This window comes from Stenotrophomonas sp. YJH_SMC_10 (genome assembly GCF_059371555.1).
On sequence record NZ_JCAFUS010000013.1, the window covers coordinates 22,922 to 47,197 of the forward strand.

General features: G+C 69.5%; 21 protein-coding genes. 13 read left to right on the plus strand and 8 right to left on the minus strand.

Going from position 1 to position 24,276, the window contains the following annotated elements; translation table 11 throughout:
• Positions 1–91: 91 nt before the first annotated feature.
• Positions 92–490, plus strand: coding sequence for a hypothetical protein (locus AC5P9C_RS15990; protein WP_074725873.1), 399 nt, complete (start codon positions 92–94; stop codon positions 488–490).
• Between the two features lie 104 nt (positions 491–594).
• On the opposite strand, the gene recD is transcribed toward AC5P9C_RS15990, so the two are convergent.
• Genes recD through recC form a run of 3 tightly spaced genes read right to left on the minus strand, consistent with a single transcriptional unit; the run spans position 595 to position 9,493 of the window.
• The gene (recD, locus tag AC5P9C_RS15995; protein WP_288431014.1) at positions 595–2,475 is read right to left on the minus strand and encodes an exodeoxyribonuclease V subunit alpha; all 1,881 of its coding nucleotides are present in this window, start codon (positions 2,473–2,475) and stop codon (positions 595–597) included.
• A complete protein-coding gene (recB, locus tag AC5P9C_RS16000) occupies positions 2,472–6,152 on the minus strand; it encodes an exodeoxyribonuclease V subunit beta (RefSeq protein ID WP_343541492.1) in 3,681 nt (1,226 codons plus the stop codon). Before recB ends, recD begins: the two co-directional genes overlap by 4 nt.
• Positions 6,149–9,493, minus strand: coding sequence for an exodeoxyribonuclease V subunit gamma (recC, locus tag AC5P9C_RS16005; protein ID WP_343541494.1), 3,345 nt, complete (start codon positions 9,491–9,493; stop codon positions 6,149–6,151). Before recC ends, recB begins: the two co-directional genes overlap by 4 nt.
• A 189-nt stretch (positions 9,494–9,682) precedes the next feature.
• On the opposite strand from recC, the gene AC5P9C_RS16010 reads away from it, so the two are divergent.
• Genes AC5P9C_RS16010 through AC5P9C_RS16035 form a run of 6 tightly spaced genes read left to right on the plus strand, consistent with a single transcriptional unit; the run spans position 9,683 to position 13,782 of the window.
• On the plus strand, positions 9,683–10,471 hold the full coding sequence (locus AC5P9C_RS16010) for an ABC transporter ATP-binding protein (protein ID WP_049468356.1): 789 nt from the start codon (positions 9,683–9,685) through the stop codon (positions 10,469–10,471).
• Positions 10,471–11,220 (plus strand): MlaE family lipid ABC transporter permease subunit, encoded by a 750-nt coding sequence (locus tag AC5P9C_RS16015; RefSeq protein ID WP_005414955.1) that lies wholly within the window; start codon positions 10,471–10,473, stop codon positions 11,218–11,220. Before AC5P9C_RS16010 ends, AC5P9C_RS16015 begins: the two co-directional genes overlap by 1 nt.
• A gap of 59 nt (positions 11,221–11,279) precedes the next feature.
• Positions 11,280–11,804: an outer membrane lipid asymmetry maintenance protein MlaD gene (gene mlaD, locus AC5P9C_RS16020; RefSeq protein ID WP_049468358.1), complete on the plus strand. Its 525-nt coding sequence runs from the start codon at positions 11,280–11,282 to the stop codon at positions 11,802–11,804.
• Positions 11,801–12,463, plus strand: a complete 663-nt coding sequence (locus tag AC5P9C_RS16025; RefSeq protein ID WP_049468359.1) for an MlaC/ttg2D family ABC transporter substrate-binding protein — start codon at positions 11,801–11,803, stop codon at positions 12,461–12,463. The genes mlaD and AC5P9C_RS16025 overlap by 4 nt, the downstream gene beginning before the upstream one ends.
• Positions 12,453–12,764 (plus strand): STAS domain-containing protein, encoded by a 312-nt coding sequence (locus AC5P9C_RS16030; RefSeq protein WP_049468361.1) that lies wholly within the window; start codon positions 12,453–12,455, stop codon positions 12,762–12,764. Before AC5P9C_RS16025 ends, AC5P9C_RS16030 begins: the two co-directional genes overlap by 11 nt.
• Before the next feature lies 1 nt (position 12,765).
• Complete coding sequence (locus tag AC5P9C_RS16035) at positions 12,766–13,782, plus strand: MlaA family lipoprotein (RefSeq protein ID WP_057494908.1); 1,017 nt, start codon at positions 12,766–12,768, stop codon at positions 13,780–13,782.
• A gap of 84 nt (positions 13,783–13,866) precedes the next feature.
• Here AC5P9C_RS16035 and AC5P9C_RS16040 read toward each other — a convergent pair whose 3' ends face one another.
• From AC5P9C_RS16040 to AC5P9C_RS16050, 3 genes are all read right to left on the minus strand, one after another.
• Positions 13,867–14,412, minus strand: coding sequence for a glutathione peroxidase (locus tag AC5P9C_RS16040; RefSeq protein WP_053461715.1), 546 nt, complete (start codon positions 14,410–14,412; stop codon positions 13,867–13,869).
• A gap of 137 nt (positions 14,413–14,549) precedes the next feature.
• The gene (locus AC5P9C_RS16045; RefSeq protein WP_312580572.1) at positions 14,550–14,945 is read right to left on the minus strand and encodes a hypothetical protein; all 396 of its coding nucleotides are present in this window, start codon (positions 14,943–14,945) and stop codon (positions 14,550–14,552) included.
• Positions 14,946–15,015: 70 nt separating this feature from the next.
• Positions 15,016–16,566, minus strand: a complete 1,551-nt coding sequence (locus tag AC5P9C_RS16050) for a DNA recombination protein RmuC (RefSeq protein WP_049468370.1) — start codon at positions 16,564–16,566, stop codon at positions 15,016–15,018.
• A 45-nt stretch (positions 16,567–16,611) separates the two neighbouring features.
• Between AC5P9C_RS16050 and AC5P9C_RS16055 the strand changes: the two genes are divergently transcribed.
• Complete coding sequence (locus AC5P9C_RS16055; RefSeq protein ID WP_057494905.1) at positions 16,612–17,214, plus strand: glutathione S-transferase family protein; 603 nt, start codon at positions 16,612–16,614, stop codon at positions 17,212–17,214.
• Positions 17,215–17,281: 67 nt separating this feature from the next.
• On the opposite strand, the gene AC5P9C_RS16060 is transcribed toward AC5P9C_RS16055, so the two are convergent.
• The gene (locus tag AC5P9C_RS16060) at positions 17,282–18,289 is read right to left on the minus strand and encodes a zinc-binding alcohol dehydrogenase family protein (protein WP_049468374.1); all 1,008 of its coding nucleotides are present in this window, start codon (positions 18,287–18,289) and stop codon (positions 17,282–17,284) included.
• Positions 18,290–18,380: 91 nt separating this feature from the next.
• Here AC5P9C_RS16060 and AC5P9C_RS16065 point away from each other — a divergent pair, with 91 nt between their 5' ends.
• Together AC5P9C_RS16065 and leuE are read left to right on the plus strand one after the other, a co-directional pair.
• Positions 18,381–19,352 carry a LysR family transcriptional regulator gene (locus tag AC5P9C_RS16065; protein WP_343541381.1) on the plus strand — a complete coding sequence of 324 codons (972 nt, stop codon included), beginning with the start codon at positions 18,381–18,383 and terminating at the stop codon, positions 19,350–19,352.
• 15 nt (positions 19,353–19,367) lie between these two features.
• Complete coding sequence (leuE, locus tag AC5P9C_RS16070; RefSeq protein WP_343541384.1) at positions 19,368–19,997, plus strand: leucine efflux protein LeuE; 630 nt, start codon at positions 19,368–19,370, stop codon at positions 19,995–19,997.
• Between the two features lie 38 nt (positions 19,998–20,035).
• Here the strand turns inward: leuE and AC5P9C_RS16075 are convergent, their stop codons facing one another.
• Positions 20,036–20,950 carry a LysR family transcriptional regulator gene (locus AC5P9C_RS16075; protein ID WP_343541386.1) on the minus strand — a complete coding sequence of 305 codons (915 nt, stop codon included), beginning with the start codon at positions 20,948–20,950 and terminating at the stop codon, positions 20,036–20,038.
• 109 nt (positions 20,951–21,059) lie between these two features.
• Between AC5P9C_RS16075 and AC5P9C_RS16080 the strand changes: the two genes are divergently transcribed.
• From AC5P9C_RS16080 to AC5P9C_RS16090, 3 genes are all read left to right on the plus strand, one after another.
• On the plus strand, positions 21,060–22,130 hold the full coding sequence (locus AC5P9C_RS16080; protein ID WP_053505773.1) for an aldo/keto reductase: 1,071 nt from the start codon (positions 21,060–21,062) through the stop codon (positions 22,128–22,130).
• A gap of 57 nt (positions 22,131–22,187) precedes the next feature.
• Positions 22,188–22,604 carry a hypothetical protein gene (locus tag AC5P9C_RS16085; protein WP_103283059.1) on the plus strand — a complete coding sequence of 139 codons (417 nt, stop codon included), beginning with the start codon at positions 22,188–22,190 and terminating at the stop codon, positions 22,602–22,604.
• 164 nt (positions 22,605–22,768) lie between these two features.
• Positions 22,769–24,196, plus strand: a complete 1,428-nt coding sequence (locus tag AC5P9C_RS16090) for an amino acid permease (RefSeq protein ID WP_343541390.1) — start codon at positions 22,769–22,771, stop codon at positions 24,194–24,196.
• The last annotated feature ends 80 nt before the right edge of the window (positions 24,197–24,276 follow it).

The following is a 24,276-nucleotide window of genomic DNA, read 5'->3' on the forward strand; positions in this document are numbered from 1 at the left end:
GATACCCTGTGCGTCCACAGCCCCCGTTGCCGGGCTCGGATCCTTCGCCGAGGGCGAAGGCGCTGACCCCTGCTCTGCACAGGAAGCTCCCATGAGTTACGACATGATGGTGTTCGAGGCCAGCGCCGCGCCACGCGAGGCGGCAGCCTTCATCGCCTGGTTCGAGAAGCAGACGCAGTGGAACGAGCGCCACGAGTATGACGACCCGGCGGTCAGCAGCCCGGCGCTGCAGGCGTGGTTCGCGGAGATGGCGCAGGACTTCCCGCCGCTGGACGGACCACTCAGCAACGACGATGACGATCGTGACGAAGTGACCGAGTACAGCATCGGCCGCCAGGTGATCTACGGCGCGTTCGCCTACTCGGTGGCTGAGCGCGCGCACGGCCGCGTGCAGGACTTGGCCGAGAAGCACGGCGTGGGCTTCTTCGACGTGAGTGCGGATGAAGCGGCGATCGTGTTCCCGGATGGGTTGGTGTTGATCGCGGAATGACGCCGGGTCGGATCCCTCTGGAGGGAGGGCTCCGACCCGGAGCATGCGTGCCTCGGGGATGGGGTCAGAGCCCGTTCCCGGTGGAAACGGGATCCGACCCCGATTCAGAACAAGGTACCCTGTACTGTGGGCTGTTCGATGCGCGCGGGTTGTTCGGCCACCGCTTCCGCACCCAGCCGCCAGGCCAGGCCACCCAACCGGCTGGCGTGGCGTTTCAATGCGGCCTGCAGCACCTCTGCGCTGCCCGCCACATGCAGCTCCTGGCGAGCACGGGTCAGGCCGGTGTAGACCAGTTCGCGCGACAGCACGCGGCTGTCCTGGCGTGGCAGCTGCAGCCACACTTCATCGAACTCCGAGCCCTGTGCCTTGTGCACGGTCATCGCAAAGGCGCTTTCGTGCGCGGGCAGTGCTGCGGGGTGGAAGGCGCGCGGCTGCTCGACGGTGTCGCCGGGGAACCAGGCGACCATCGCGCCGCTGCTGTCGCGCAGGCAGATGCCGATATCGCCGTTGAACAGGCGGTGCCGGTAGCTGTTCTCGGTCACCAGCAGCAGGCGGCCCTGGAAGTAGCCCGGGGTGTTGCCCGCCAGCAGCTGCTCGATGCGGCTGTTGAGGCCACGCGCGCCCTGCGGGCCTTCGCGCAGCGCGGTCAGCACGCGCAGTCGCCCGGCCTGCTGCAGGGCATGCACCGGATCGGCGGCGTCGGCCAACGCACGCCAATGGCCCAGCAGGTGCTCGCGCTGGCCGCGCAGCGGGTCGGCCTCACCTTCGTGGAAATGCACGCCGGCCAGTTCACCGCCGCGCAGCAGCTGCAAGGCGGCGCCGGCGTCACCCTCGCGCACGGCATCTGCCAACGGGGCCAGCACCAGTGCATCGCTCTGCCGGTACCCACGTTGCAGCTGCACGCGGCGGCCGGCGAAGGCGCGCGGTTCGGCCTGGGGCTGCAGCGTGGACGGCGCCAGCAATCCACGCAGCGCCTGCGCGTCATCGGCGCGGGTGCCGATGCCATCACCGCTGGCACGCAGGATCGCACTGAGCACGTCGCCGGCTTCCACCGACGGCAGCTGGTCGGGATCGCCGAGCAGGATCAGCCGCGTGCCGCTGGCGACCGCGTCAACCAGCTTGGCCATCATCGGCAGATCGATCATCGACGCTTCGTCCACCACCACCACGTCCACCGGCAGCGGATTGTCGGCGTGGTGGCGGAAGCGCGGCGAATCCGGGATCACGCCAAGCAGGCGATGCAGGGTGGTGCCGGTACTGGGCAGTGCCGCGCACAGCGCCGGGTCCACGCCGTGCTCCTGCAGGCGCTGCACGGCCAGCCGCAAGCTCTCGGCCATGCGTTCGGCGGCGCGCCCGGTCGGCGCGGCCAACGCCACCTCGGGCAGCGGTTGGCCGGCATGCCGGGCCTGCGCCGCCAGCAGCAGCAACAGGCGTGCGATGGTGGTGGTCTTGCCGGTGCCGGGGCCGCCGGTGACCAGCGCCAGCGGATGGCGCAGGGTCACGCCGGCTGCGCGTGCCTGGTGGTCCTCGCCGCCCAATGCCTGCGGGAACAGCTGCGCGAACAGCGGTGCCAGCGCGGCCATGTCCGGCGGCGGCAGCGGATGCCGGCCGATGCGCTGCAGCCCGGCCGCCAGCTGCCGCTCGTACTCGCGGTAGCGGCGCAGGTAGAGCAGGCCGTTTTCCAGCACCAGCGGCGCGTCCTCGGCGATGGCATCGGCCTGCTCCGGCGTCGCTACCCACGGTGATGCTCGCAACTGTGCCAGCCAGTCCTGCGCGGCAGGCCATTCGGGCACGCCGTCCAGCAACCGCTGCGGTTGTGCCGGATCAAACCCGGCATGGCCCTGCGACACCGCCAGCGAGGCCAGCGCGGCCGCCACTGCCACGCTGTCAGGGGTATCCGCCCGCAAGCGTTGCAGGCTGGTCGCCAGTGCGTGATCGAGCGTGCGCAGCTGGCCATTGCGATACAGCTCGTGCAGCAGGCTCATGCGCTGCCCCCCCGCGCACGTGCGGCCAGTTCGGCCTGGGCCTGCCCGCCACCGGCGAACAGCGCATCCAGCGCATCCACCAGCGCGAACGGGAAGCGATCCACGTGCACGCCGTTGCCGGTGCCGTCCAGGCCACGGCAGAACAGGTAACGGATGCCGCCCATGTCGCGCTCGTAGTCGTAGGCCGCGCCCAGCCGGAAGCGCAGCCAGCGGTGCAGCGCCACGGTATAGATCAGCGCCTGCAGGTCGTACTCGCTGTGGCGCATGGCGATGGCCAGCAGGTCCGGACTGTAGCCGGGCAGGCGATTGGACTTGTAGTCGAGCACATACCAGCGACCATCGCGCACGTAGGTCAGGTCGATCATGCCGGTCATCAGCCCTTCCAGGCGGCGGCGTTGGCCGAAGCCGCGCCGGCCACTGGAAACGCCGTGTGCATGCAGCACCTGCAGCAGCGCCGGCACCGTGGTGGGTTCGATGGCGAAATGGAAGTCGATCTCCGCACGGCGCTCGCCTTCGCCAAGGCTGTGCAGGGCTCCGCCTTCGGGCAGCGGCACGGTGAGCGTGTGGCCGACCAGGGGCACCAGCACGGCCACGCCCTCCTCAAGATCGGCATCGGCGTAGCCCTCGTCGTGCAGCGCCTTGCGCAGCACCTCGGCCTGGCCTTCCGGCGCCGGCAGGCCGGGTTGCCAGCCGGCCCATGCGGCGAAGTCAACGTTCTCCATGGCCTCATGCAGCACGTTGCCGAAGCGGCTGCCCATGAAGCGCGGGTCCACAGGCGTGCTGTCCTCGGCGGCGACGGCCGGCTCCGGCAGTGCCGGTTCCAGCGGCAGTTCCGCGCCCGCGGGTTCGTCGGCGGCGGGCGCCGGCAGCTCGGTGGCCGCCGCTTCGATATCACCGCCAGCGCCGGCATCGGCATGCGCCAGCTGGGTGAAGCTGTATACCCACCAGTCGTGCGGCACGCGCCGGGTCAGTGCCCGCACTGCCGGAAGGTCGCCTTCCACTTCAGCCGCCAGCTGCGGCAGCGTGGCCGGGACCTCGCTGTCGTCGATGTGCACGTCGGGATGCGAGCGCAGCACCTGCAGGTCGCCCAGCAGCGGTGCCAGCCGGGTCTTTCGCAGCCCGGCCAGATCGCCCACGGCGATCCACAGCGCGTGCTCGGCGCGGGTCAGGCCGACGTACAGCAGGCGCGCATCCTCGGCGCGCTGCTCGCGCTCGCGCTGGCTGCTGGCTGCTTCCCAGGCGTCGTCCTTGCCCAGCTTCCAGTGCAGCTGGCGCTGGCCATCGACGTGCACGGTGCAGTGCGATGCGGTGTTCGGTGCACCGCCGTCGATGCCGACGAAGGGCAGGTACACCAGCGGATACTCCAGGCCCTTGCTCTTGTGCAGGGTGATGATCTGTACGCGACGTGCATCCGATTCCAGGCGCAGCAGCTGCTGCTCGTCATCCTGGTCGGCGCTGGCCATCTGGCCCTGCAGCCAGTCCAGCAGGCCATGCATGCCCAACGCCTGCGCCGAGGCCTCCTGTAACAGTTCGCCCAACTGCAGGTAGTTGGTCAGGCGGCGCTCACCGTCAATCAGCGCCAGCAGGCGTTCGCCCTGTGCGGCACAGACATCGGCAATCACCGCGAAGGGTCCGCCGCGCTGCCAGCGCTCACGCCAGTGCAGCAGCTGCGCCTGGAACCCGCGTTGCAGGTCGCCCTCGCGCTCCATCGCCGCGATCGCGCTGGCGCGCTGGCCGAGCAGCACGGTGGCCAACGCCGCGCGCAGGCGGCCCTCGTCGGCCGGTTGCAGCAGTGCCAGCAGCAACGCACGCAGATCGCGCGCTTCGCTGGTGGCGAACAGGCTCTGCTTGCCGGCCGCCACCGCAGGAATGCCGACCGCCGCCAGCGCGCGCTGCACCAGGGTGGCCTCACGGTGCGAACGCACCAGCACGGCCATGTCGCCCGGCTGTACCGGCCGCCCGCGCAGCAACGCCTTGCCGGCCCGCGCATCGACCAGGGTCTGGTGGATCGCGGCCACGCACGCCCGCGTCGCAGCGTCGCGCGAGGCGTCGGCACTCATCGCCTTGTCGGACCCGCTGCGCAGCACGCGCAGGGTCAGCGCCACCGCAGCATCGCCGTGGCGCAGGTAGTCCGAATCGGTGCGCATGCCGCCGGGACGCACCGGCTCGAACTGGATGCCGGGTTCGAGGAAGGCGTCGTCGCCACCGTTGTCGTACAGCGCCTGCAGCGCACGCAGCACGGCCGGTCGCGAGCGGAAGTTCTGGTCCAGCACCGGCGCCTGCTGCGCGACCTGCTTGGCCTTCAGGTAAGTGTGGACATCACCGCCGCGGAAGCCGTAGATCGCCTGCTTCGGGTCGCCGATCAGGAACAGCGCCGGCGCCAGGCCGAGTTCGCGCACCTCCGGCGAATCGCCGAACACGCTGTGGAAGATGCCCCACTGGCGGTCGTCGGTGTCCTGGAACTCGTCGACCAGCGCGATGCGGTACTGCGCGCGCAGCTGCCTGACCAGCGCCAGCCGCTGCGGACCTTCAAGGGCTGCGGCCACGCCATCGATCAGGTCGTCGTAGGTCTGAACCCGGCGCGTTCGCTTCAGCGCCTGCAGGCGCTGCGCGGCGTCTTCGCGCAGGCGGTGCAGGAAGGCCAGCGCGCTGTCCCGCAGCCAGGCATCGCGTTCGGCCAGCAGCGCGACATAACGCGCCAACGGTGCCTGCAAGGGCGACGACGGTGTCCGATCGGCAAACTTCTTGTTGGTCTTGTCGGCCAGCACGTCCGGCAGCAGTGCCGGCAGGCGTTCGCTGGCCAGCAGTTCGCGGGGATCGTCGCGCTCGGCCCAGGCCAGCAGCTGCCGGCCCAGCGGGTGCAACCAGCCCAGCTTGTAGGACACGCCGTTGATCCACTTGTTGTCGACCGCATCGCAGAGGTCGATGAAGAACTGCTCGCCGTGCTCGCGCACGCTTGCGGACAGCACTGCCGCCGCGTGCTGCAGGGCGGCCTGCGGGTCGGCCAGCGTCACTGCCTGTAGCAACGGGTGCAGCGGCGGCGCGCCCAGCAGCGCGCGCAGGTCGGCCGCCAGCGCGTCCGGGTTGGACCAGAGCCAGGTCAGCGGCTCCAGCGTGGCCGGATCGTTGGCATGCACGCGCCACAGGTCGGCCGCAAGCTCTTCCAGCAGCTCGCGGTCGCTGGCCAGCAGCTCCGGTGGATCGAACGTGTGGCCGCTTTCCAGCGCGTGCTCACGCAGCACGCGGGTGCAGAAACCGTGGATGGTGAAGATCGCGGCCAGATCGATCTCGTCGGCCGCCACCTGCAGCCGGCGCTTCAGCGCGGCCGGGCTCTCGCTGCCACTCCGCAGGTGGCGCTGCAGCACCTCGCGGGTCAGCCGCACGTCCGGCGCTTCGCCCTCGGCCGGTTCCAGATCGACCAGGCGCGCAGCCAGCGCCAGGCGCTCGCGGATGCGCTTGCGCAGCTCCTGGGTGGCGGCATCGGTGAAGGTGACCGCCAGGATCTGGCCGATGCGCAGACCCTGCTCCACCACGAGGCGGGTGAACAACGTCGCCAGGGTGAAGGTCTTGCCGGTGCCGGCGCTGGCTTCGATCAGGCGGATGCCGTCCAGCGGCAGGGCCAGGTAGGGATCGCCAGCCATGCGCTGAAGTCCTTCGTCTGCCATGGAGGTATTCATCCGCTGCCCTCCTGGCTGGCGGCGGCAAGCGCGCGGCCTTCGCGCACGGCGCTGAAGACCACCTGGCTGTTGCGCAGCAGGTCGGCGTAGCCCGCGTCGGTGGCGAAGGGGTCGGCACCGCGCAGCAGCAGCTGCCAGGCGTCGCTGCGCGATTCGCCCCACGTGCGGTCACTGCCGTGCCACTGCTTCCAGCCTTCGCTGCGCTGCTTCTCACCTGCCGTGGTGTACAGCACCCAGCCGGTATACGGGGCAAAGCGCAGCGGTTCGCGCAGGCCGCGCCGGCGCAGCTGCAGCAGCGCGCGCAAGGCCGCACGTGCTGCGGGAACATTCAGTGCCGGCAGCACGTGCGGGCCCGGGCCGTTGTCGCCGCCATCGTAGAACTGCACCAGCGGCAGGGCGTCGCCAGCCGCGTTGGCCAGCAGCCAGTCCAGGCCCTGGCGGATCACGGCATTGCCATTGAGCGGGCCGGCGCGCAGGCGCACCAGCCCTGCGGGATGCCGATCAGCCACGCGGCCATGCAGGCGCACGCCGTCGATCTCGACCTCGTAGCGGCGGCTTTGCAGCGGTTCGCCCTGCATCCAGCCCAGCAGCGCGCTGGCATACGGGCGGGTCTTCAGCTGTTCGGTGTCGAACTGGCGCTCGCCCAATGGACCCGACGGCAACAGGCCACGCGCGCGCAGCCGCGGGTACAACGGCTCGGTATCGCCGCTGAGCGTGGCACGCACCACCGCCGCCTGCACGCTGCGCTTCTCCGGGCCGCGCGAAGACAGCACCAGCGGTTCCAGGTCATCGACTTCCTCGACGTCGTCGGCCAGGCGCAGGCCCAGCGACTGTGCGAGGAACTGCCCGGCGGGATCGCACAGGAAACGACGCAGGGTATCCAGCGCGACGTCATCTTCCACCGCATCGTCGAGCGGCGGCGGCAACGGTGCATCGAACCACGGCTGCAGGTCGCCCCGCTGGCCGCTGAGGCGCCCGGCCGCCGGGTGCCACTGCCGCCGATAGCTGAAGCGACGCGGATCGCCATCGCCGAAAGCGGCCGGTGAGAACGGCTGCAGGGCATGGCGCACGGTGAAGTCGCGGGCGGCCGCTGGCGGGTCGAGGTGATACGCCGCGGCGGCATCGATCAGTTCACTGACCAGCACCGACGGCTCACGCACGCTGCCATCGCGCGGATCGGCGCCGAGGTAGCTGAGGTAGAACACCTCCTGCGCGGCCGCGAACAGCTGCAGGAACAGGAAGCGGTCGTCTTCGCGGGTGGAGCGGTCGCCGGGTCGGCGGCGCGGCGTGTCCAGCTCGGCGGTGAGCTGGTTGAGACCGGCGGCGGGGTCACGCCGGGGGAAGTCACCGTCATTGAGGCCCAGCACGCAGATCACCCGGAACGGCAGCAGCCGCATCGGCACCATGCGGCCGAAGCTGATGCCACCGGTCAACAACGGCGCGCGCGTATCGGCCTCGCCCAGCACGGCGGCGAAGTGCGCGCGCACCACCTCCGGCGGCACGCCTTCGTCGAAGCCGGCCTTGGCCGCATCGTCGGCGAACTGGTTCAGCAGCTTGCGCAGGCGTTCCAGGGCGCGCTGGCTGTTGGGCGAGCTGGGCGCAGTCGGCAGCAGCGCATCCAGCAACGACAGCAGCCGTTGCCGCCATTGCGCCGGCGTCAGCAGCTCACCCAAGCGGCGCTGATAGATCGCCAGCACGCGCAACAGGCGCAGCAGCCGGTCAAGCGCTTCCAGCGCACCGCCTTCCAGTTCGATCCACGGCGCCACGCCAGCCACATCGGCCTCGCTGCCGGTGGCATGGCCCAGCACCAGCCGGTCCAGCGCGAACTGCCAGGTGTAGGCATCGTCGGCCGGCGCCTGGTGCTGGTTGCGGTGCTTCGCATCCAGGCCCCAACGTGCGCCGGCCTGCTGCAGCCAGCCATGCAGGCGGTCGAAGTCCACCGCTTCCAGGCCCGCCGCCTCGGCCAGCGGGGCGCTGGCCAGCAGGTCCAGCACTTCGTTCAGGCCGAAGCGCGAGACCGGCAGGCCCAGCAGGTGCACGAACACGTCGGCCAGCGGCTCGCCGGCGAGCGGGCTGCTGTCGGCCAGTGCATAGGGAATGTGCTCGTCCTCGCCGCCACGGCCGCCGAACACCGCTTCCAGATACGGCACATAGGGGTCGATGTCCGGTGCAAGCACGGCGATCTCCCGCGCCTGCAGCGGCGGGTCGAAGCGCGGGTCCTGCAGCAGGCTGCGCAGCTGGTCGTGCAGCACCTGCAGTTCGCGCAGGCGGGTATGGCAGGCATGCACCTGCAGGCTGGGATCGTCGCTGCGCAGCCCGTCGCGCAGCTCGCCCGAGGGCAGCGCACGGCGGTGGAACAGATCGCGCTGCAGGCGATGCAGCAGGCTGTCGGACAGTCCCCCTTCGGCCAGCGTCGGCCGGGTGTCGTCCTCCGGATCCGAATACGCGGCAATCTCGCCGGCCGGGTGCACCACCTCGTAGCTGCCCAGCACCGCCATGAAATCGCGCCCGGCTGCTCCCCAGGCTTCCAGCAGCCGGTTCTCGCCCGCTGCTTCGCCGAAGGGATCCGGCGCGCCACTGCGCAGGCGCTCGGCCAGGGTCTGCAGGTCGCCCCAGTACGACTGCACGGGCGTGGGCATGTAGAAATGCAGTTCGCCCACCCGCGCCTGGGTGGCCATCACCCGCAGCACGTCGGGCGAAATGTTGAGCGTCGCGAACGCCGACATGCGCCGCGGCAGGCCTTCCGGCAGCGGCTGGCCAGCGCCCTCGAAGCGATCGAGATAGGCCTGGATGCGCCGCGCACGATAGTCGTGGCCACCGGCAATGGTGCGCCACAGGATGGCCTGCGGATCGGCCGGGTCGGCGCCGGCCTCCCAGCGCAGCAGCCAGTCACGCCGCCAGGCCTGGTACTTCTCGAACACCGAGGCCAGTTCGCCGGCCAGTGCCCAGGGCTTCAGCGCGTCGCCACCGGCAAGATAGGACTGCAGCGCGCGCATTGCTGGCTGCGCCAGCAATGCCGGGTCGCGCAGTGCCTGGTACAGCTTCCAGTGCAGGCCGGCCGCGTCGAGGTCGTCGCGTTCCCCCGGCACATTGGCGTTCAGTGCACGGGCCACGAACTCGCCCGGGGTCAGGAACTCAATGTTGGCGGCAACGCCATATTCGGCAGCAAGTGTCGCTTGCAGCCAACGCCGCATCGCCACCTGTGGGATCAGCACCACGTCCGGCGTCAGCAACGGCTGGCCCGGAACCGGCGCACGCACGTTGCGCGCCAGCAGCGCAGCCAGCACGTCCAGGGAATTGGAATGGTAGAGGCGGAAATCGCTGCCCGGGTCACTCATCATGCACAGTGTGCAGCAGAGCAGGCCGTATTCAATGGCTGGCTCATCGCCGGTACGGATTGTTCCGCGCTGCCGGCCGATTGTCCCGGCCTGGCAGGGGCCTTGCCGTGCCACAATACTGGACCGTCCAGTCTGCTTATGTTCAGCCGACGGGCCCGATCCTTCGATGTCTAAAAAACGTTAATGGTGCCCATGTCGGCTTCCACGTCCAGTCTGGTGCAGTTATCCAACGTCCGCATCGACCGGAGCGGGCGCACGATCCTGCGTGACGTATCGCTGCAGGTGCCCAAGGGCAGCATCACTGCGGTGCTGGGCCCATCCGGCAGTGGCAAGTCGACCCTGCTGGCGGCACTGACCGGTGAACTGCGCCCGGTCGCCGGCGAGGTCACCCTGTTCGGCAAGCCGATCCCGCAGGACAGCGGCGCACTGCTGGAAATGCGCAAGAGCGTGGGGGTGCTGCTGCAGGGCAATGGCCTGCTGACCGACCTGACCGTGGCCGAGAACGTCGCGCTGCCGCTGCGTACCCATACCCGCCTGCCGGCCGCCGTGCTGCGCCGGCTGGTGGAAATGAAGCTGCATGCGGTGGGCCTGCTGGCCGCTGCCGATGCCTGGCCGCGCGAGCTGTCCGGTGGCATGGCACGCCGCGTGGCGCTGGCGCGCGCGCTGGCGCTGGACCCGCCGCTGATGATCTACGACGAGCCGCTGACCGGGCTGGACCCGATCGCCTCCGGCGTGATCATGAGCCTGATCCAGCGCCTCAACCACAGCCTGGGCCTGACCAGCATCATCGTCAGCCACCACGTGCACGAGACCCTGCCGATCTGCGACCAGGTGATCGCGATCGCCAACGGCGGCATCGTGTTCCAGGGCACGCCCGAGGCGCTGCAGTCCAGCCAGGACCCGCTGCTGCGGCAGTTCCTGCACGGCCAGCCCGATGGCCCCATCCCGTTCGATGCCGCGCCGCGCGCGAGGGTCGCCTGATGCCGTTCGTCCAAGCCACCCGCTCGCTGGGCCGCGCCGGCCTGTTCTCGCTGACCGTGCTGCGCGGTTCGTTGCCGACCCGTGATTTCCTGGCCGAACTGACCCGCGAGATCTACAAGATCGGCGCGCGCTCGCTGCCGATCATCGCCGTCGGTGGCGCCTTCGTCGGCCTGGTGCTGACCCTGCAGGGCTACCGCACGCTGACCACCTTCGGTGCGGCCGACGCGCTGTCGACCCTGCTCGGCCTGTCGCTGTACCGCGAACTGGCACCGGTGCTGACCGCGCTGCTGTTCATCGGCCGCGCCGGCAGCTCGATCGCCGCCGAACTGGGCCTGATGCGCGCCACCGACCAGATCAAGGCGCTGGAGCTGATGGCCATCGACCCGGTGGCCAAGGCCGTGGCACCGCGCTTCTGGGCGGCGGTGCTGACCGTGCCGCTGCTGACCGGCATCTTCTGCTCGCTGGCGATCAGTGCCAGCTACTTCGAGGCCGTGCACGTGCTGGGCCTGGACAATGGCGTGTTCTGGTCGGCGCTGCGCAACAGCGTCGATTTCTGGGACGACTTCGGCGTGGCGATGCTGAAGTCGGCGATCTTCGGCGGCACCGCCGCGCTGGTGGCCGCCTACGTCGGTTTCCATGCCGAGCCGACCATCGAGGGCACCTCGGTGGCCACCACCCGTGCGGTGGTCAACGCCTCGCTGCTGGTACTGATGTTCAACTTCGTGCTGTCGGCAATGTTGTTCACCTAACCCCTCCACCGGCGGTGCGCAGGCGCGCGCGGCCACCACGACTCGATCAGGTATTCCACATGGCCATCCGCGGTCCCAGACTCGAATTTTCCGTCGGCGCCTTCCTGCTGCTGGCCCTGGCCTCGTTGCTGGTGCTGGCCGTGGCCTCGACCAACCAGCGCTGGAGCTGGGGCAGCCAGGGCTACGAGCTGAAGGCGCGCTTCTCCCAGGTCGGGCAGCTGCGCAAGCAGGCGCCGGTGAAGATCGGCGGTGTCACCGTGGGCCAGGTCGCCGCGATCGACCTGGATCCGGTGAAGTTCGAATCCATCGTGACCCTGCGCATGGACAGCAAGGTCAAGGACCTGCCGGCAGATACCTCGGCCGGCATCTTCACCAGTGGTTTGCTTGGCGAGAGCTATATCGGTCTTCAGCCGGGCGGTGACCCGGACGTGCTGAAGGCTGGCGACGAGATCGTCTTCACCCAGCCGGCGGTGGACCTGATCCAGCTGGTTGGCAAGTACATGTTCAGTGGCGGCGCCGGTGGCGGCGCTGCTCAGAAGCCCAACGATGGCGCGCAGGCGCCTGCAACGGAACCGCAACCATGAAAACGAAACTGATCCCGGCCCTGCTCGCCTCGGCGCTGCTGCTGGCCACGCCGTTCTTCGCCCAGGCCCAGGCCGCCGCCCCCGCTGCCGCTGCGACGCAGGGCCAGGCCGGCAAGGTGGTGATCGATGCCAGCACGCGCATCCTCAACACCCTGCAGCAGCGCCGGAGCGAGTTCGGCAGCAACCCGGCCAGCCTGCGCAGCTACATCGACAGCGAGCTGAACCGCACCTTCGACCGCGACTATGCCGCGCGCCTGGTGCTGGGCCCGCACGCCCGCGGTGCTTCTGACGCGGACATCAAGCTGTTTGCCGATGCCATGGCCGACAGCCTGATGCAGCGCTACGGCTCGACCCTGCTCAACATCCAGGGCAAGCCGAGCTTCCGCCTGAAGGGTGAGAGCCCGCTGCCGGGCAACCGCGGCGTGCGCGTGAGCACCGAACTGGTGCGCGCCGGCAGCGAACCGACCCCGGTCGAGTACTGGATGCGCAACGTCAACGGCCAGTGGAAGATCTTCGACGTCAACATCGAAGGCATCTCCTACGTGCAGACCTTCCGCAACCAGTTCGATACTCCGCTGCGCCAGAAGGGCATCAAGCAGGTGGCCAGCGAACTGCACAGCGGCAGCATGCAGGCCGGGCCCGCGGGCAATGGCAAGTAACGCACTGGCGCTGCTGGAAGGCGACACCCTGCGCCTGCGCGGGGTGCTCGACCGTGCCGCGGTGATCGCGCTGTGGCCGCAGCTGCAGGCCCTGCCGGCCAAGCTGGCACGGCTGGAGCTGGGTGAGGTGGAGCGCGTGGACAGCGCCGGCCTGGCCCTGCTGGCCGAACTGGCGGCCCGTGCGCGCAAGGCGGGCCACCTGCTGGCAATTGCCGGCGCGCCGGCCGGCTACAACGAGCTGAGCGCAGCCTACCGGCTGTCGCCCGACCTGGATTTCAACGCTACTTCTGCTGCGAGCTGACATGAACGTCGTACGCACTTTCCCCCTGATCCTCCTGGCCACCGCCCTGACCGCCTGTGCCGGCAAGCCCGCGCGCAGCGATGCACCGGTCGCCAGCACCGTGGTCGCGGCCAGCACGGTGGCCGAGGCACCGGCGGCAACCGCCGATACCGGCGGCGCCGACGCGACGCCGGTCGCAGCCGAGGCCACTCCACCGGCGCCTTCCGCACCGTCGCCGGCTGCGTCGGCACACGGCGCAGAGACCAGCGCGGCGAAGACCGCAACGGCCACCGCCGCCGGGGGCGACGATGATTTCGACGCCCTGTATGGCGGCACCGGCACCACCAGCAGCGCTGCGGCCTACGATCCGTGGGAACCGTTCAACCGCAAGGTCCACACGTTCAACAATGCGGTCGACCGCGGTGTGGCCCGTCCGCTGGCCACCGCCTATACCCATGTGGTGCCGCGCTTCGCGCGTACCGGCATCAGCAACTTCTTCAGCAACCTGCGTGCGCCGGTGACCATCACCAACCAGCTGCTGCAGGGCCGCGGTGCCGACGCGTGGGACAGCCTCGGCCGCTTCCTGATGAACAGCACGCTGGGCATCGGTGGCCTGTTCGATCCGGCCAGCAAGGCGATGGTGCCGCGTCGCAATGAAGACTTCGGCCAGACCCTGGGTGCCTGGGGCTGGCGTCGTTCGCGCTACGTGGAGCTGCCGTTCTTCGGCCCGCGTACCGTGCGCGACGTGTTCGGCCTGGCCGGTGACATCCCGTTGTCGCCGATCCGGCGCGTCGAGGAAGACAAGATCCGCATCGGCCTGCAGGGCCTGCAGCTGGTCGACACCCGCGCACAGCTGCTGGCGATCGACGATCTGCGCGACACCGCAGTGGACGAATACGCCCTGGTCCGCGATGCGTGGATGCAGCGCCGCAACTACCAGATCGAGAACGATCTGCGCAGCAAGCGCGACCGCGGCCATGACGATGCCAATTCGCCGATCCCGGTCGATGCGATGCCGATGCCGCAGTGGACCCACTGAAGCCCTGCATCGGCGCATGAAAAACCCCGCCTTGGCGGGGTTTTTCTTTTCCGCTGGGTGCCAACCGCGGCTGGCACGCCTTGCTCAGGCCGCCAGCGCGGCCTCGATGGCCTCGCGCAGGCGTGCATCGTCGGCGGCCACGTCCGGGGCAAAGCGTGCGACGACCTTGCCATCACGGCCGACCAGGAACTTCTCGAAGTTCCACAGCACCGCCGGTGCCGGATGGATCGGGATCTCCTTGCTGGCCAGGCGCTCACGCAACGGGCCTTCGCCGATCGACTGCGGCTGCGCGGCGGTCAGCTGCTGGTACAGCGGGTGGGTATCCTCGCCGGCCACGCTGATCTTGGAGAACATCGGGAAGCTGACGTCATAGGTGAGCTGGCAGAACTGCTGGATCTCGGCCTCGCTGCCCGGCTCCTGGCCGAGGAAGTTGTTGGCGGGGAAGCCCAGCACTTCCAGGCCTTGGGCGTGCTTTTCCGAATACAGCGCCTGCAGGCCTTCGTACTGCGGGGTCAGGCCGCACTTGGAGGCGACGTTGACCAGCAGCAGCACCTTGCCCTGGTAGTCGGCAAGCGAGGACGGCTGGCCGTCGATGGTGGTGAGGGGAATGTCCTGGATCGGGGTACTCACGCGGGGGCTCCGGCTACGTCGGGAAATGGCCGACCAGCATAGCGCCGCGCGATGCCGGTCGTGCCGGCCGCTGGCCGGCAATCGTGCGACCGTTCGCACGGGTTCATGAGGCTGCCGGCCAGCAGCCGGCGCGAGGATCAGTCCACGCAGAGCGTGCCCTGCGCCTTGCCGTCGTCGATGCGCTGGCGGCAACCGAAGTTCTGGCTGGCATCACGCTGGCAGGTGCCTGTCGCCACGACGCCGGCCACCCCCTCGCCCGTCGCCAGGCACTGGCCGGTGCAGTCGCTCTTGCGGCTGCAGGCCTTGCCGGCATCGGCATAGGGAATCACGCACTGCTCGCGCTGCAACCGGCCGAGCCGCTGCAGGGTGCCACCGGCAGCCTGGCAGTCGACGTCGCGCGCTTCGCGATAGGCCTCGGCGGCTTCAGGGCTGGTGACCGTGGCCTGCGCGGTCGTGTCCACGCTCGGTGGCGCGCTGCTGCAGGCAGCAAGCAGTGCGGTCAGGGCAAGGCTGGTGCAAAGGGGCAGGCGCATCGTGGTACCGGATCGGGCGGGCAGGCCGCCAGCATACGCACCGGCGATGCAGGCGGCGTGTCGGCGCCGGTCAGGCCTCCTCGCCGTCGCTCGCCTCTTCCTCGGCCGTGGCATCTCCCTCGGCCAGGTCGCCCAGCAACGACTGTGCCTGCTCGGCGGCCAGCGACTCGACACCCCGCAGGCGCCGTTCGATAGTGCGTGTCTTGCGGCTGGCCTCGCCGATGCTGCGCCCGACGGTGGTGATCTGCTTCTCGGCCTTCTCCAGGATGCCGGCGAACTTGCCGAACTCGCTCTTCACTGCGCCCAGCAGGCTCCAGACCTCGCTGGAGCGCTGCTCGATGGCCAGCGTGCGGAACCCCATCTGCAGGCTGTTGAGCAGCGCGGTGACCGTGGTCGGCCCGGCCACGACCACGCGGTGCTCGCGCTGCAGCAGATCGACCAGTCCCGGGCGCCGGATCACTTCGGCGTACAGCCCTTCGGTAGGCAGGAACATCACTGCGAAATCAGTGGTATGCGGGGGTGCGATGTACTTGTCGCAGATCGACTTGGCCTGCACGCGCACCGCGCGCTCGAGCTGGATGCCCTGCAGGCGCACGCCCTCGGCGTCGCCCTGCTCCTGCGCGTCCAGCAGGCGCTCGTAGTCCTCGCGCGGGAACTTGGAGTCGATCGGCAGCCACACCGGGGTATCGCCGCTGCTGCGTCCCGGCAGGCGTACCGCGATGTCGACCATCTCGCCGCTGTCCGGCCGCACCTTCACCGCACGTGCGTACTGCTCCTGGGTGAGTGTCTGCTCAAGGATGTTCTCCAGCTGCACTTCGCCCCAGCTGCCGCGGTTCTTGACGTTGGTCAGCACGCGCTTGAGGTCGCCGACGCCGGTGGCCAGCTGCTGCATCTCGCCGAGGCCACGCTGCACCTGTTCCAGGCGCTCGGAGACAAGCTTGAAGGAATTGCCCAGGCGCGTCTCCAGCGTGGACTGCAGCTTCTCGTCCACGGTATGGCGCATCTGCTCAAGCTTCTGCGCGTTGTCGTTCTGCAGCGCGCGCAGCTGCTCTTCCAGCGTGGCGCGCATCTCGGCGATGCGCTGTTCGTTGCGCTGGGTCAGCTCCTGCAGGCGCAGGCCGAGGCTTTCGGTCAGGCGCTGCTGCGACTGCGCGCCTTCCTCGCGGCCCTTGCGCGCGTCATCAACCAGGGTCTGGCGCAACGCACCCAGCTGGGTATCGGTACGCCCGGTGAGTTCCTGCAGCTGCTGGCCAAACGCATGGATGCGCGCCTCCTGCTGCTGGCCGAAAGCCTCCAGCTGGCCCCGCAGCTCCTGCAGGCGCTGTCCCGTCAGCGCGGCGCCGCGCTGCTGGCTGTCGGCAGCCTCGGCACGCGCCTTGCGCGCATCTTCGCCCAGCGCCTCGCGCAGCAGGTCCAGGCGCTGGTCGGTACGGGTGGACAGATCGGTCAGCGCGCGGGCGAAGCCATCGAGCTGTTCGCGCAGCTCGCTGCGCCCGGACCGTGCCTCCTCGCGCACCGCCTGTTCCAGGCGGTCATGCGGGGGGCGGCGCAGCAGGGCGACCAGTTGCAGGATGAGCACGGCCAACAGCAGGCCGGCAATGAGCAGGGATTCGGTTTGCATGCGGCAAGTGTAGGCTGGCCCAGTCTCAACTGCTGCGCCAGGACCATGCTTGCCCTGTACGGAAAGCCCACCTCCATCAACGTGCGCAAGGTGCTCTGGCTGTGCGCCGGCCTCGACCTGCCCCTGCACCACGAGCCTGCGCCACCCGCGGACCTGCTGGCCACCCTGAACCCGAACCGGCAGGTGCCGGTCCTGCGTGATGGCGAGTTCGTGCTGTGGGAGTCCAACAGCATCTGCCGCTACCTGGCGTCCCGCGCGGGCCGTGACGACCTGCTGCCCCGCACGGCACAGGATCGTGCGCGGGTCGAGCAGTGGATGGACTGGCAGGCCAGCGACCTCAACAGTGCCTGGCGGCACGTGTTCATGGCACGCGTGCGCCAGCATCCGGACTACCCGGACGATGCCCGCGCCGAGGCCAGCCTGGCCCAGTGGAACCGCTTGATGGGCGTGCTTGATGCCCAGCTGGCCGCTGGCGGCTACGCCGCTGGCAGCACCTTCACCCTCGCCGACATCGTGCTTGGGCTGTCGACCCAGCGCTGGCGCAGCACACCGGGCCACACGCCGGCGCTGGCACACGTGGGCGCCTGGTTCGAGCGCCTGCGCCAGCAGCCCGGTTTCGCCGAACACGTCGACAACGGCGTGGCCTGAGGCAGGGGTCAGATCCTTTCCCGGGCGGAAAGAAATCTGACCCCAAGGGCGCGGGAACGACCCGGCCTTACCAGCCTTCCAGCACGATCTTGCCCTTGGCGCGGTGGCTTTCCAGCAGCGCGTGGGCGCGCCGCAGGTTGGCCGCGTCGATGCGCCCGAAATGTTCGCCCAGGGTGGTCTGCAGCACGCCGGTATCGACCAGCTCGGCCACCCGGTTCAACAGGTCGTGCTGGCGCTGCATGTCGGCGGTGCGGTACAGCGGCCGGGTGAACATCGACTCCCAGTGCAGCGACAGTGCCTTGCGCTTGAGCGCCATCACGTCCACCTGGCCCGGGTCATCGATCAGGCCGAACTGTCCCTGCGGCGCCAGCAGTTCCACGATCTGCGCGTAGTGCTGGTCGGAATGGGTCAGGCTGGCCACGTGCTGCACCTCGCTGATGCCCAGCCGCGCCAGGCCCTCGGCCAGCGGCAGGCGGTGGTCGATCACATGATGGGCGCCCATCGCATACACCCAGTCCTGGGTCTCCGGGCGCGAGGCGGTGCCGATCACGGTCAGCCGGGTCAGCTTCCGCGCCAGCTGCACCAGGATCGAGCCGACACCGCCGGCAGCACCGATCACCAGCAGGGTCTGGCCTTCGCCACCGCCCTCGGGGATGCGCAGGCGGTCGAACAGCAGCTCCCAGGCGGTGATCGCAGTCAGTGGCAGCGCGGCGGCGGCGGCATCGTCGAGGCTGGCCGGCTTGCGGCCGACGCTGCGCTCATCCACCAGCTGGTACTCGGCGTTGCTGCCCGGGCGATCGATGACGCCGGCGTAGTAGACCGCGTCGCCGGGCTGGAACAGGGTCACCTCGCTGCCCACCGCGTCGACGATGCCGACCGCATCCCAGCCCAGCACGCGCGGGCCGTCGGTGGCCACGCCGCGGCGGACCTTGGTGTCGACCGGGTTCACCGCCACCGCGCGCACCGCCACCCGCAGGTCGCGCGGGCCGGGCTGCGGCAGGTCCAGTTCAATATCGATCAGGGCCTGCGGATCATCGATCGGCAGGCCGGCGTGGGTGTAGGCAATGGCGCGCATGGCAGCGGTCCAGTGGGGAAGGAGGCGACAGGTTGCGCCGCGCGCGCGCCGGCAGAAAGGCGCAGAATCGGGCAGGACTTTCACTCCAGCAATGAAAATGATCCGCTTCGACGACCTGCAGCTGTTCGCTCGTACCGCCGCGCTGGGCAGCTTCTCGCAGGCCGCCCGCGAGGCCGACCTGCTGCCCGGCCAAGTTGCCGCGGCGGTGGCGCGGCTGGAACGTGAGCTGGACCTGCGCCTGTTCGTGCGCACCACCCGCAGCCTGCGCCTGACCGGCGAGGGCGCGCTGTACCTGCCGTATGCGCAGGAGGTGCTGGCCACCCTGCGCGAGGGCCAGGCCCGCGTACAGGGCGAGGACACCGAGCTGCATGGCACCCTGCAACTGTCGGCGCCGTCGGACTTCGGCCGCAACCTGCTGCTGCCCTGGCTGAGCGCGTTCCGCGCGGCCCACCCGCGGCTGCGCCTGCATCTGCGCCTGTCCGACGAAGTGGCCGATGTGTTCCGGGACCCGGTCGACGTGGCCATCCGCATCGGCCACTTCGACGATGCCAACTACGTGGCCCTGCCCCTGCTGGAAGGCAACCGGCGCGTGCTGGCCGCCTCGCCCGGCTACCTGCAGCGGCGCGGCATGCCCACGCGGCTGGATGAGCTGCGCGAGCACGACTGCCTGGTCTACCAGCTCAGTGGCCGCGCCTACGATCGCTGGTCGTTCGAGGTGGACGGACGCCGCGCCGTGATCCCCGTGCGCGGCCCGCTGGTCTGCGACGACGCCGACGTGGTGCGGCGCTGGGCCGTGGCCGGTGAAGGCATCACCTACAAGTCCTGGCTGGACCTGCGCGAGGACGTGCTGGCCGGGCGCCTGCAGGTGCTGCTGGACGGCGTTGGCAGCAGCATCCCATTGCAGCTGGTGTGCCCGCACCGCAAGCAGTTCTCGCCCGCGGTAAGGCAGCTGCATGCGCAGCTGCGCCAGCACCTGCAACCGTTGCTGTCTGGGATGCCGGTTGGCCCCACCGGCCCCCTGTCGCCTGCCGGGGCGCTGGCCGACAATGGCGGCCCCCCGTAACAAGAGCGCACCGCCATGCCGTGGATGGGCATCCAGGACCTGTGGACGTTTCTGGTCGCCGTGCTGGTGTTTCTTGCCCTGCCCGGTCCCGGTACCTTCACCCTGTTGACCGCCACCGGCCGTGGCGGCGTGCGCGGCGGCTACACCGCACTGGCCGGCCTGCTGGTCGGTGACCAGATCCTGATGTGGCTGGCGCTGGCCGGCGTGGCCGCGCTGCTCAAGGCCAACCCGCTGGTGTTCCACGCCGTGCAGTACCTGGGTGCGGCCTACCTGGTGTGGGTCGGCATCGGCCTGCTGCGCACGCCGAAGCACGAGGGCAGTGATGCCGGCCCGATCCGCATGCAGCCGGGCCGCTACTTCCAGCAGGCGATCCTGGTCAGCCTGCTCAACCCGAAGGCGATCCTGTTCTACATGGCGTTCCTGCCGTTGTTCATCGATCCGAAGGCGCACCAGGGCATCGCCACCTTCGCCGCGCTGGCCGGCATCATCCTGGTGGTCAGCATCGCCTACTGCTCGATGCTGATCGGCGTGGGCAACCTGGCCCGTCGCCGGCTGATCCAGCACCCGCGGATCAGCGAGGCGCTGCGCCGCGTGGCCGGCGTGTTCCTGGTCGGGTTCGGCATTCGTCTGGGGCTGAACGGCTGACACCGCTGCCGCGCAGGCTCGACGCTACGCCTGCCGGCCTAGGTGGGCCCCGTCCCGCCGTGCAGTCCTGCGCGCAGATGGTCGATGAACACCCGCAGCTTGGGTGCCATGTGCTCGCGCGCGGGGTAATACAGGTGGAAGCCGGGGAACGGCGATTGCCAGTCCTGCAGCACCGCCTGCAGGCGCCCGGATGCCAGGTCATCGGCCACCAGTGACGCGAACCCCTGCGCCATGCCGAGCCCGGCCAGCACGGCGCCGTGGGCCAGCTCGGCATCGTTGAACACCAGCCGGCCGTTGACCTCGACCTCCAGATCATGGTCATCGCGGCTGAACTCCCAGGGCATCAGCCGGCCGTTGGCGCGGCGGTGGACGATGCATGCATGGCCCTGCAGTTCGTGCGGGCTGGCCGGAATGCCGTACTGCGCGAAGTAGCCGGGCGTGGCCACCACCACCTGCCGCTCCGGCGGTCCGATCGGCACTGCGATCATGCCGCGCGCCAGCGACTCGCCAAGGCGGATACCCGCGTCGAAGCCTTCGGCCACCAGATCGGTCAACGCCGGCTCCACGCACAACTCCACGTCCACCTGTGGATAGCGCGCCAGGAACGAAGGCAGTGCCGGCAGCACCCGGCGCTCGGCCACGATGCGTGGAAGGGTGATGCGCAGCTTCCCGGCCGGAACCGCACGCGCGCTGTCGAGGTCGGCGAACGCCGAATCGATCTGCTCCAGTCCGCCCCGCACCCGTTCAAGGAAGCGCGCACCGTGTTCGGTCAGGCCGACCCGGCGCGTGGTCCGTTGCAGCAGGCGCACGCCCATCCGCGCCTCCAGCGCGCGCACGCTCTGCGACAGTGCCGAGGTGGAGATGCCCAGCGCATCTGCGGCGCGGGTGAAGCTGGCATGGTCGGCGACGTGAACGAAGGCGACCACCGCCGACAACGGTGCGGAGGGATCCATTGTGAAGCCACTCTTCATGGTGAGTCCGGTGCCATCCAGTTTATCCACAGGAACGGTCGGCCGATGCTGTGCCTCCCGGCGGTACCGCCGCCTTCCTGTGAGACCCCGCATGTCGCTGGACCACTACCGCCTGCTCGGCCGCTCCGGCCTTCGCATCAGCCCGATGGCACTGGGCACGATGACCTTCGGCGCCGACTGGGGCTGGGGCGCGGACGAAACCGAGGCTCGCCGCATCTTCGACACCTACGTCGAACGTGGCGGCAATTTCATCGATACCGCCAACAACTACACCAACGGCAGTGCGGAAACCCTGCTTGGACGGTTCGCCCAGGGCCAGCGCGACCGGCTGGTGATCGCCAGCAAGTACACCCTCGCCACCGTCCCCGGTGACCCCAACAACGCCGGCAACCACCGCAAGAGCATGCTGCGCTCGGTGGAGGACAGTCTGCGGCGGTTGGGCACCGACTACCTCGACCTGCTGTACCTGCACGCCTGGGACGACACCACCGGCGTTGACGAAGTCATGCGGGGCTTCGACGACCTGGTCCGCAGCGGCAAGGTGCTTTACGCCGGCATCTCGGACACGCCAGCCTGGCAGATCGCGCGCATGCAGACCCTGGCCGACCTGCGTGGCTGGTCGCCGCTGGTGGCGCTGCAGATCGAGTACAGCCTGATCCAGCGCAGCGTCGAGCATGAACTGCTGCCGATGGCCGATGCGCTGGGGCTGGGGGTGGTGGCGTGGTCGCCATTGGGCAGCGGCGTGCTGACCGGCAAGTACAGCACGGCCGACCTCGCCAGCGCCGAGGCGTTGCCAGCCACACCCGGCGGGTCGCGCCGCAGCGTGGCCCTGATCAATGGTGCGTTGACGCCGCGTTCGCTGCAGATTGCCGGGGACGTCGCAACCATCGCTGCCGATCTTTCGCATTCGCCTGCGCAGGTTGCACTCGCCTGGTTGCTGCAGCGTCCCGGCGCCGGCGCGCTGCCGATCATCGGCGCCCGTACCCTGGCTCAGTTCGAGCACAACCTGGACGCGCTGCAGCTGGTGCTGCCGGCCGAGGCCCTGGCCCACCTCGATGCGATCAGTGCAGTGGCACCGTCGTTCCCGCACGATTTCCTGCGGATGCCGTTGCCGCGGATGCTGATGAGCGGCGGCACCCAGCTGCGGCCGCGCGGGCGCTGAGGGCATGGCAGGCAGGGCGGGCTATGCTGGCCCCCCTTCTGCAATGGATGCGCGTGGATGGTCCGCCTGACCGGCTTCGCCCTGACCCTGCTGTTCGCCGGCACCGCCTCTGGCGCCACCGTACAGGACCATCGCTGCCTGACGGGCGGCCGCAACGACAGCATCCACCTGGAATGGCGCTGGCTGGACGACGGCGCGGCCGACGTGCGCTACGCCGGCCAGCGCGGGCGCCTGCCCCTGCGCCGGGTCTCGATGGAGACCACGGTGCTGGCAGAGGATCGTCCCTACCAGTTCGACAGCGTGTGGGAGGAGTGCATCGACGGCCGCCTCAACGGCCGTTACCTGCTGAGTACCCAGGGCGCGCTGGTGCTGGACCTGAGCTATGAGCGTGCCCGTGACGGGCGCAGGACCTCTTTCCACGATGACGTCGAGGCCTGGCAGGAAGACGGCTGCCACTGGCCCGCCCTGCCCTGACGTCGCTCGGCGCCGGGGTCCGGCCTGCTTTATGCCGATTCCGGCAGCCTGATCGCGGTGCAGCGCGCGGCGCGTCGGGTATGACCCCCGTCAGTGGCAATGCTGCGCTGCGTTCGGTCACACTCGGGAACTTGTCGTTCTCAGTCACCCCTTCCGAGGCCTGCATGTCCCTGTTCCGGCGCAAGTCCCTAGATTCCGTCACCGTCCACGAAGCCGGCAGGCGCCTGATCCCGACGCTCAGCTGGCCGCACCTGATCGCGCTGGGCATCGGTGCCATCGTCGGTACCGGCATCTACACGCTGATCGGCGTCGGTGCCAACCTGGCCGGCCCGGCCGTGCTGATTTCCTTCGCCATCGCCGGTGCGGTCTGCGCCTGTGCGGCGCTGTCCTATGCCGAGCTGTCGACGATGATGCCGGCCGCCGGCAGCGCCTACACCTACAGCTACAGTGCGCTCGGCGAGGTGTTCGCCTGGGTGGTGGGCTGGAGCCTGATCCTGGAGTACTCGCTGGTGGTGAGTACGGTGGCGGTGGGCTGGTCCGGCTACTTCGTCGGCTTCCTCGAATGGGTGCACACCCAGTTCGGCTGGAACGTGCACCTGCCGGCCTGGCTGGCGGCCGGCCCGCACGTGGAAGGCGGCATGATCAATCTGCCGGCGATCATCATCACCTGGCTGGTAGCCGGCATGCTGATGGCCGGCACCAAGGAGAGCGCCACGCTCAATGCGATCCTGGTGGTGTTCAAGCTGATCGCGCTGGCGATCTTCGTGGCCGTGGCCATGCCTGCGTTCGACAGCGCCAACCTGCAGCCGTTCATGCCGTATGGCTTTGCCAAGTCGATGGGCCCTGACGGGGTCGAGCACGGCGTGATGGCGGCAGCGGCGATCATCTTCTTCGCCTTCTACGGCTTCGATGCGATCTCCACCGCCGCCGAGGAAACCAAGAACCCCGGCCGCGACCTGTCGATCGGCATCATCGGGTCGATGATCGGCTGCACCATCGTCTACGTGCTGGTGGCGCTGGCGGCAGTGGGTGCGATGAGCTACGCGGTGTTCGGCCACAGCGCCGAACCGCTGGCGCTGATCATGCGCCAGCTCGGCCATCCCACTGCCGCAATGGTGATTGGCGTGATCGCGATCATCGCGCTGCCGACCGTGCTGCTGGCCTTCCTGTACGGCCAGAGCCGCATCTTCTTCGTGATGAGCCGCGACGGCCTGCTGCCGCGTGGCCTGTCCAAGGTCAATGCACGCACCGGCACGCCGGTGGCGACCACGCTGTTCACCGCCGTGGTGGTGTCGGCGCTGGCCGGCGTGGCCCGCCTGGACGAGATCGCCGCGCTGGCCAATGCCGGTACCCTGGCCGCGTTCACTGCGGTGGGTATCTGCCTGGTGGTGCTGCGCCTGCGCGAGCCGAACCGCGAGCGAACCTTCCGCACACCGCTGGCCTTCGTGGTCGGGCCGCTGGCCGCGCTGGGCTGCATCTACCTGTTCATCAGCCTGCCGCACACCACGCAGTTGTACTTCCTGCTGTGGAACGTGGCCGGCCTGGTGCTGTACTTCCTGTACAGCCGCCGCCACGCACTGATCGCGAAGTAACCGGCTCGCCGATCGTGCCGGCCGCTGGCCGGCACCTCGCATCCTGTTGATGCGGGCAATGCCGGCCAGCGGCCGGCACG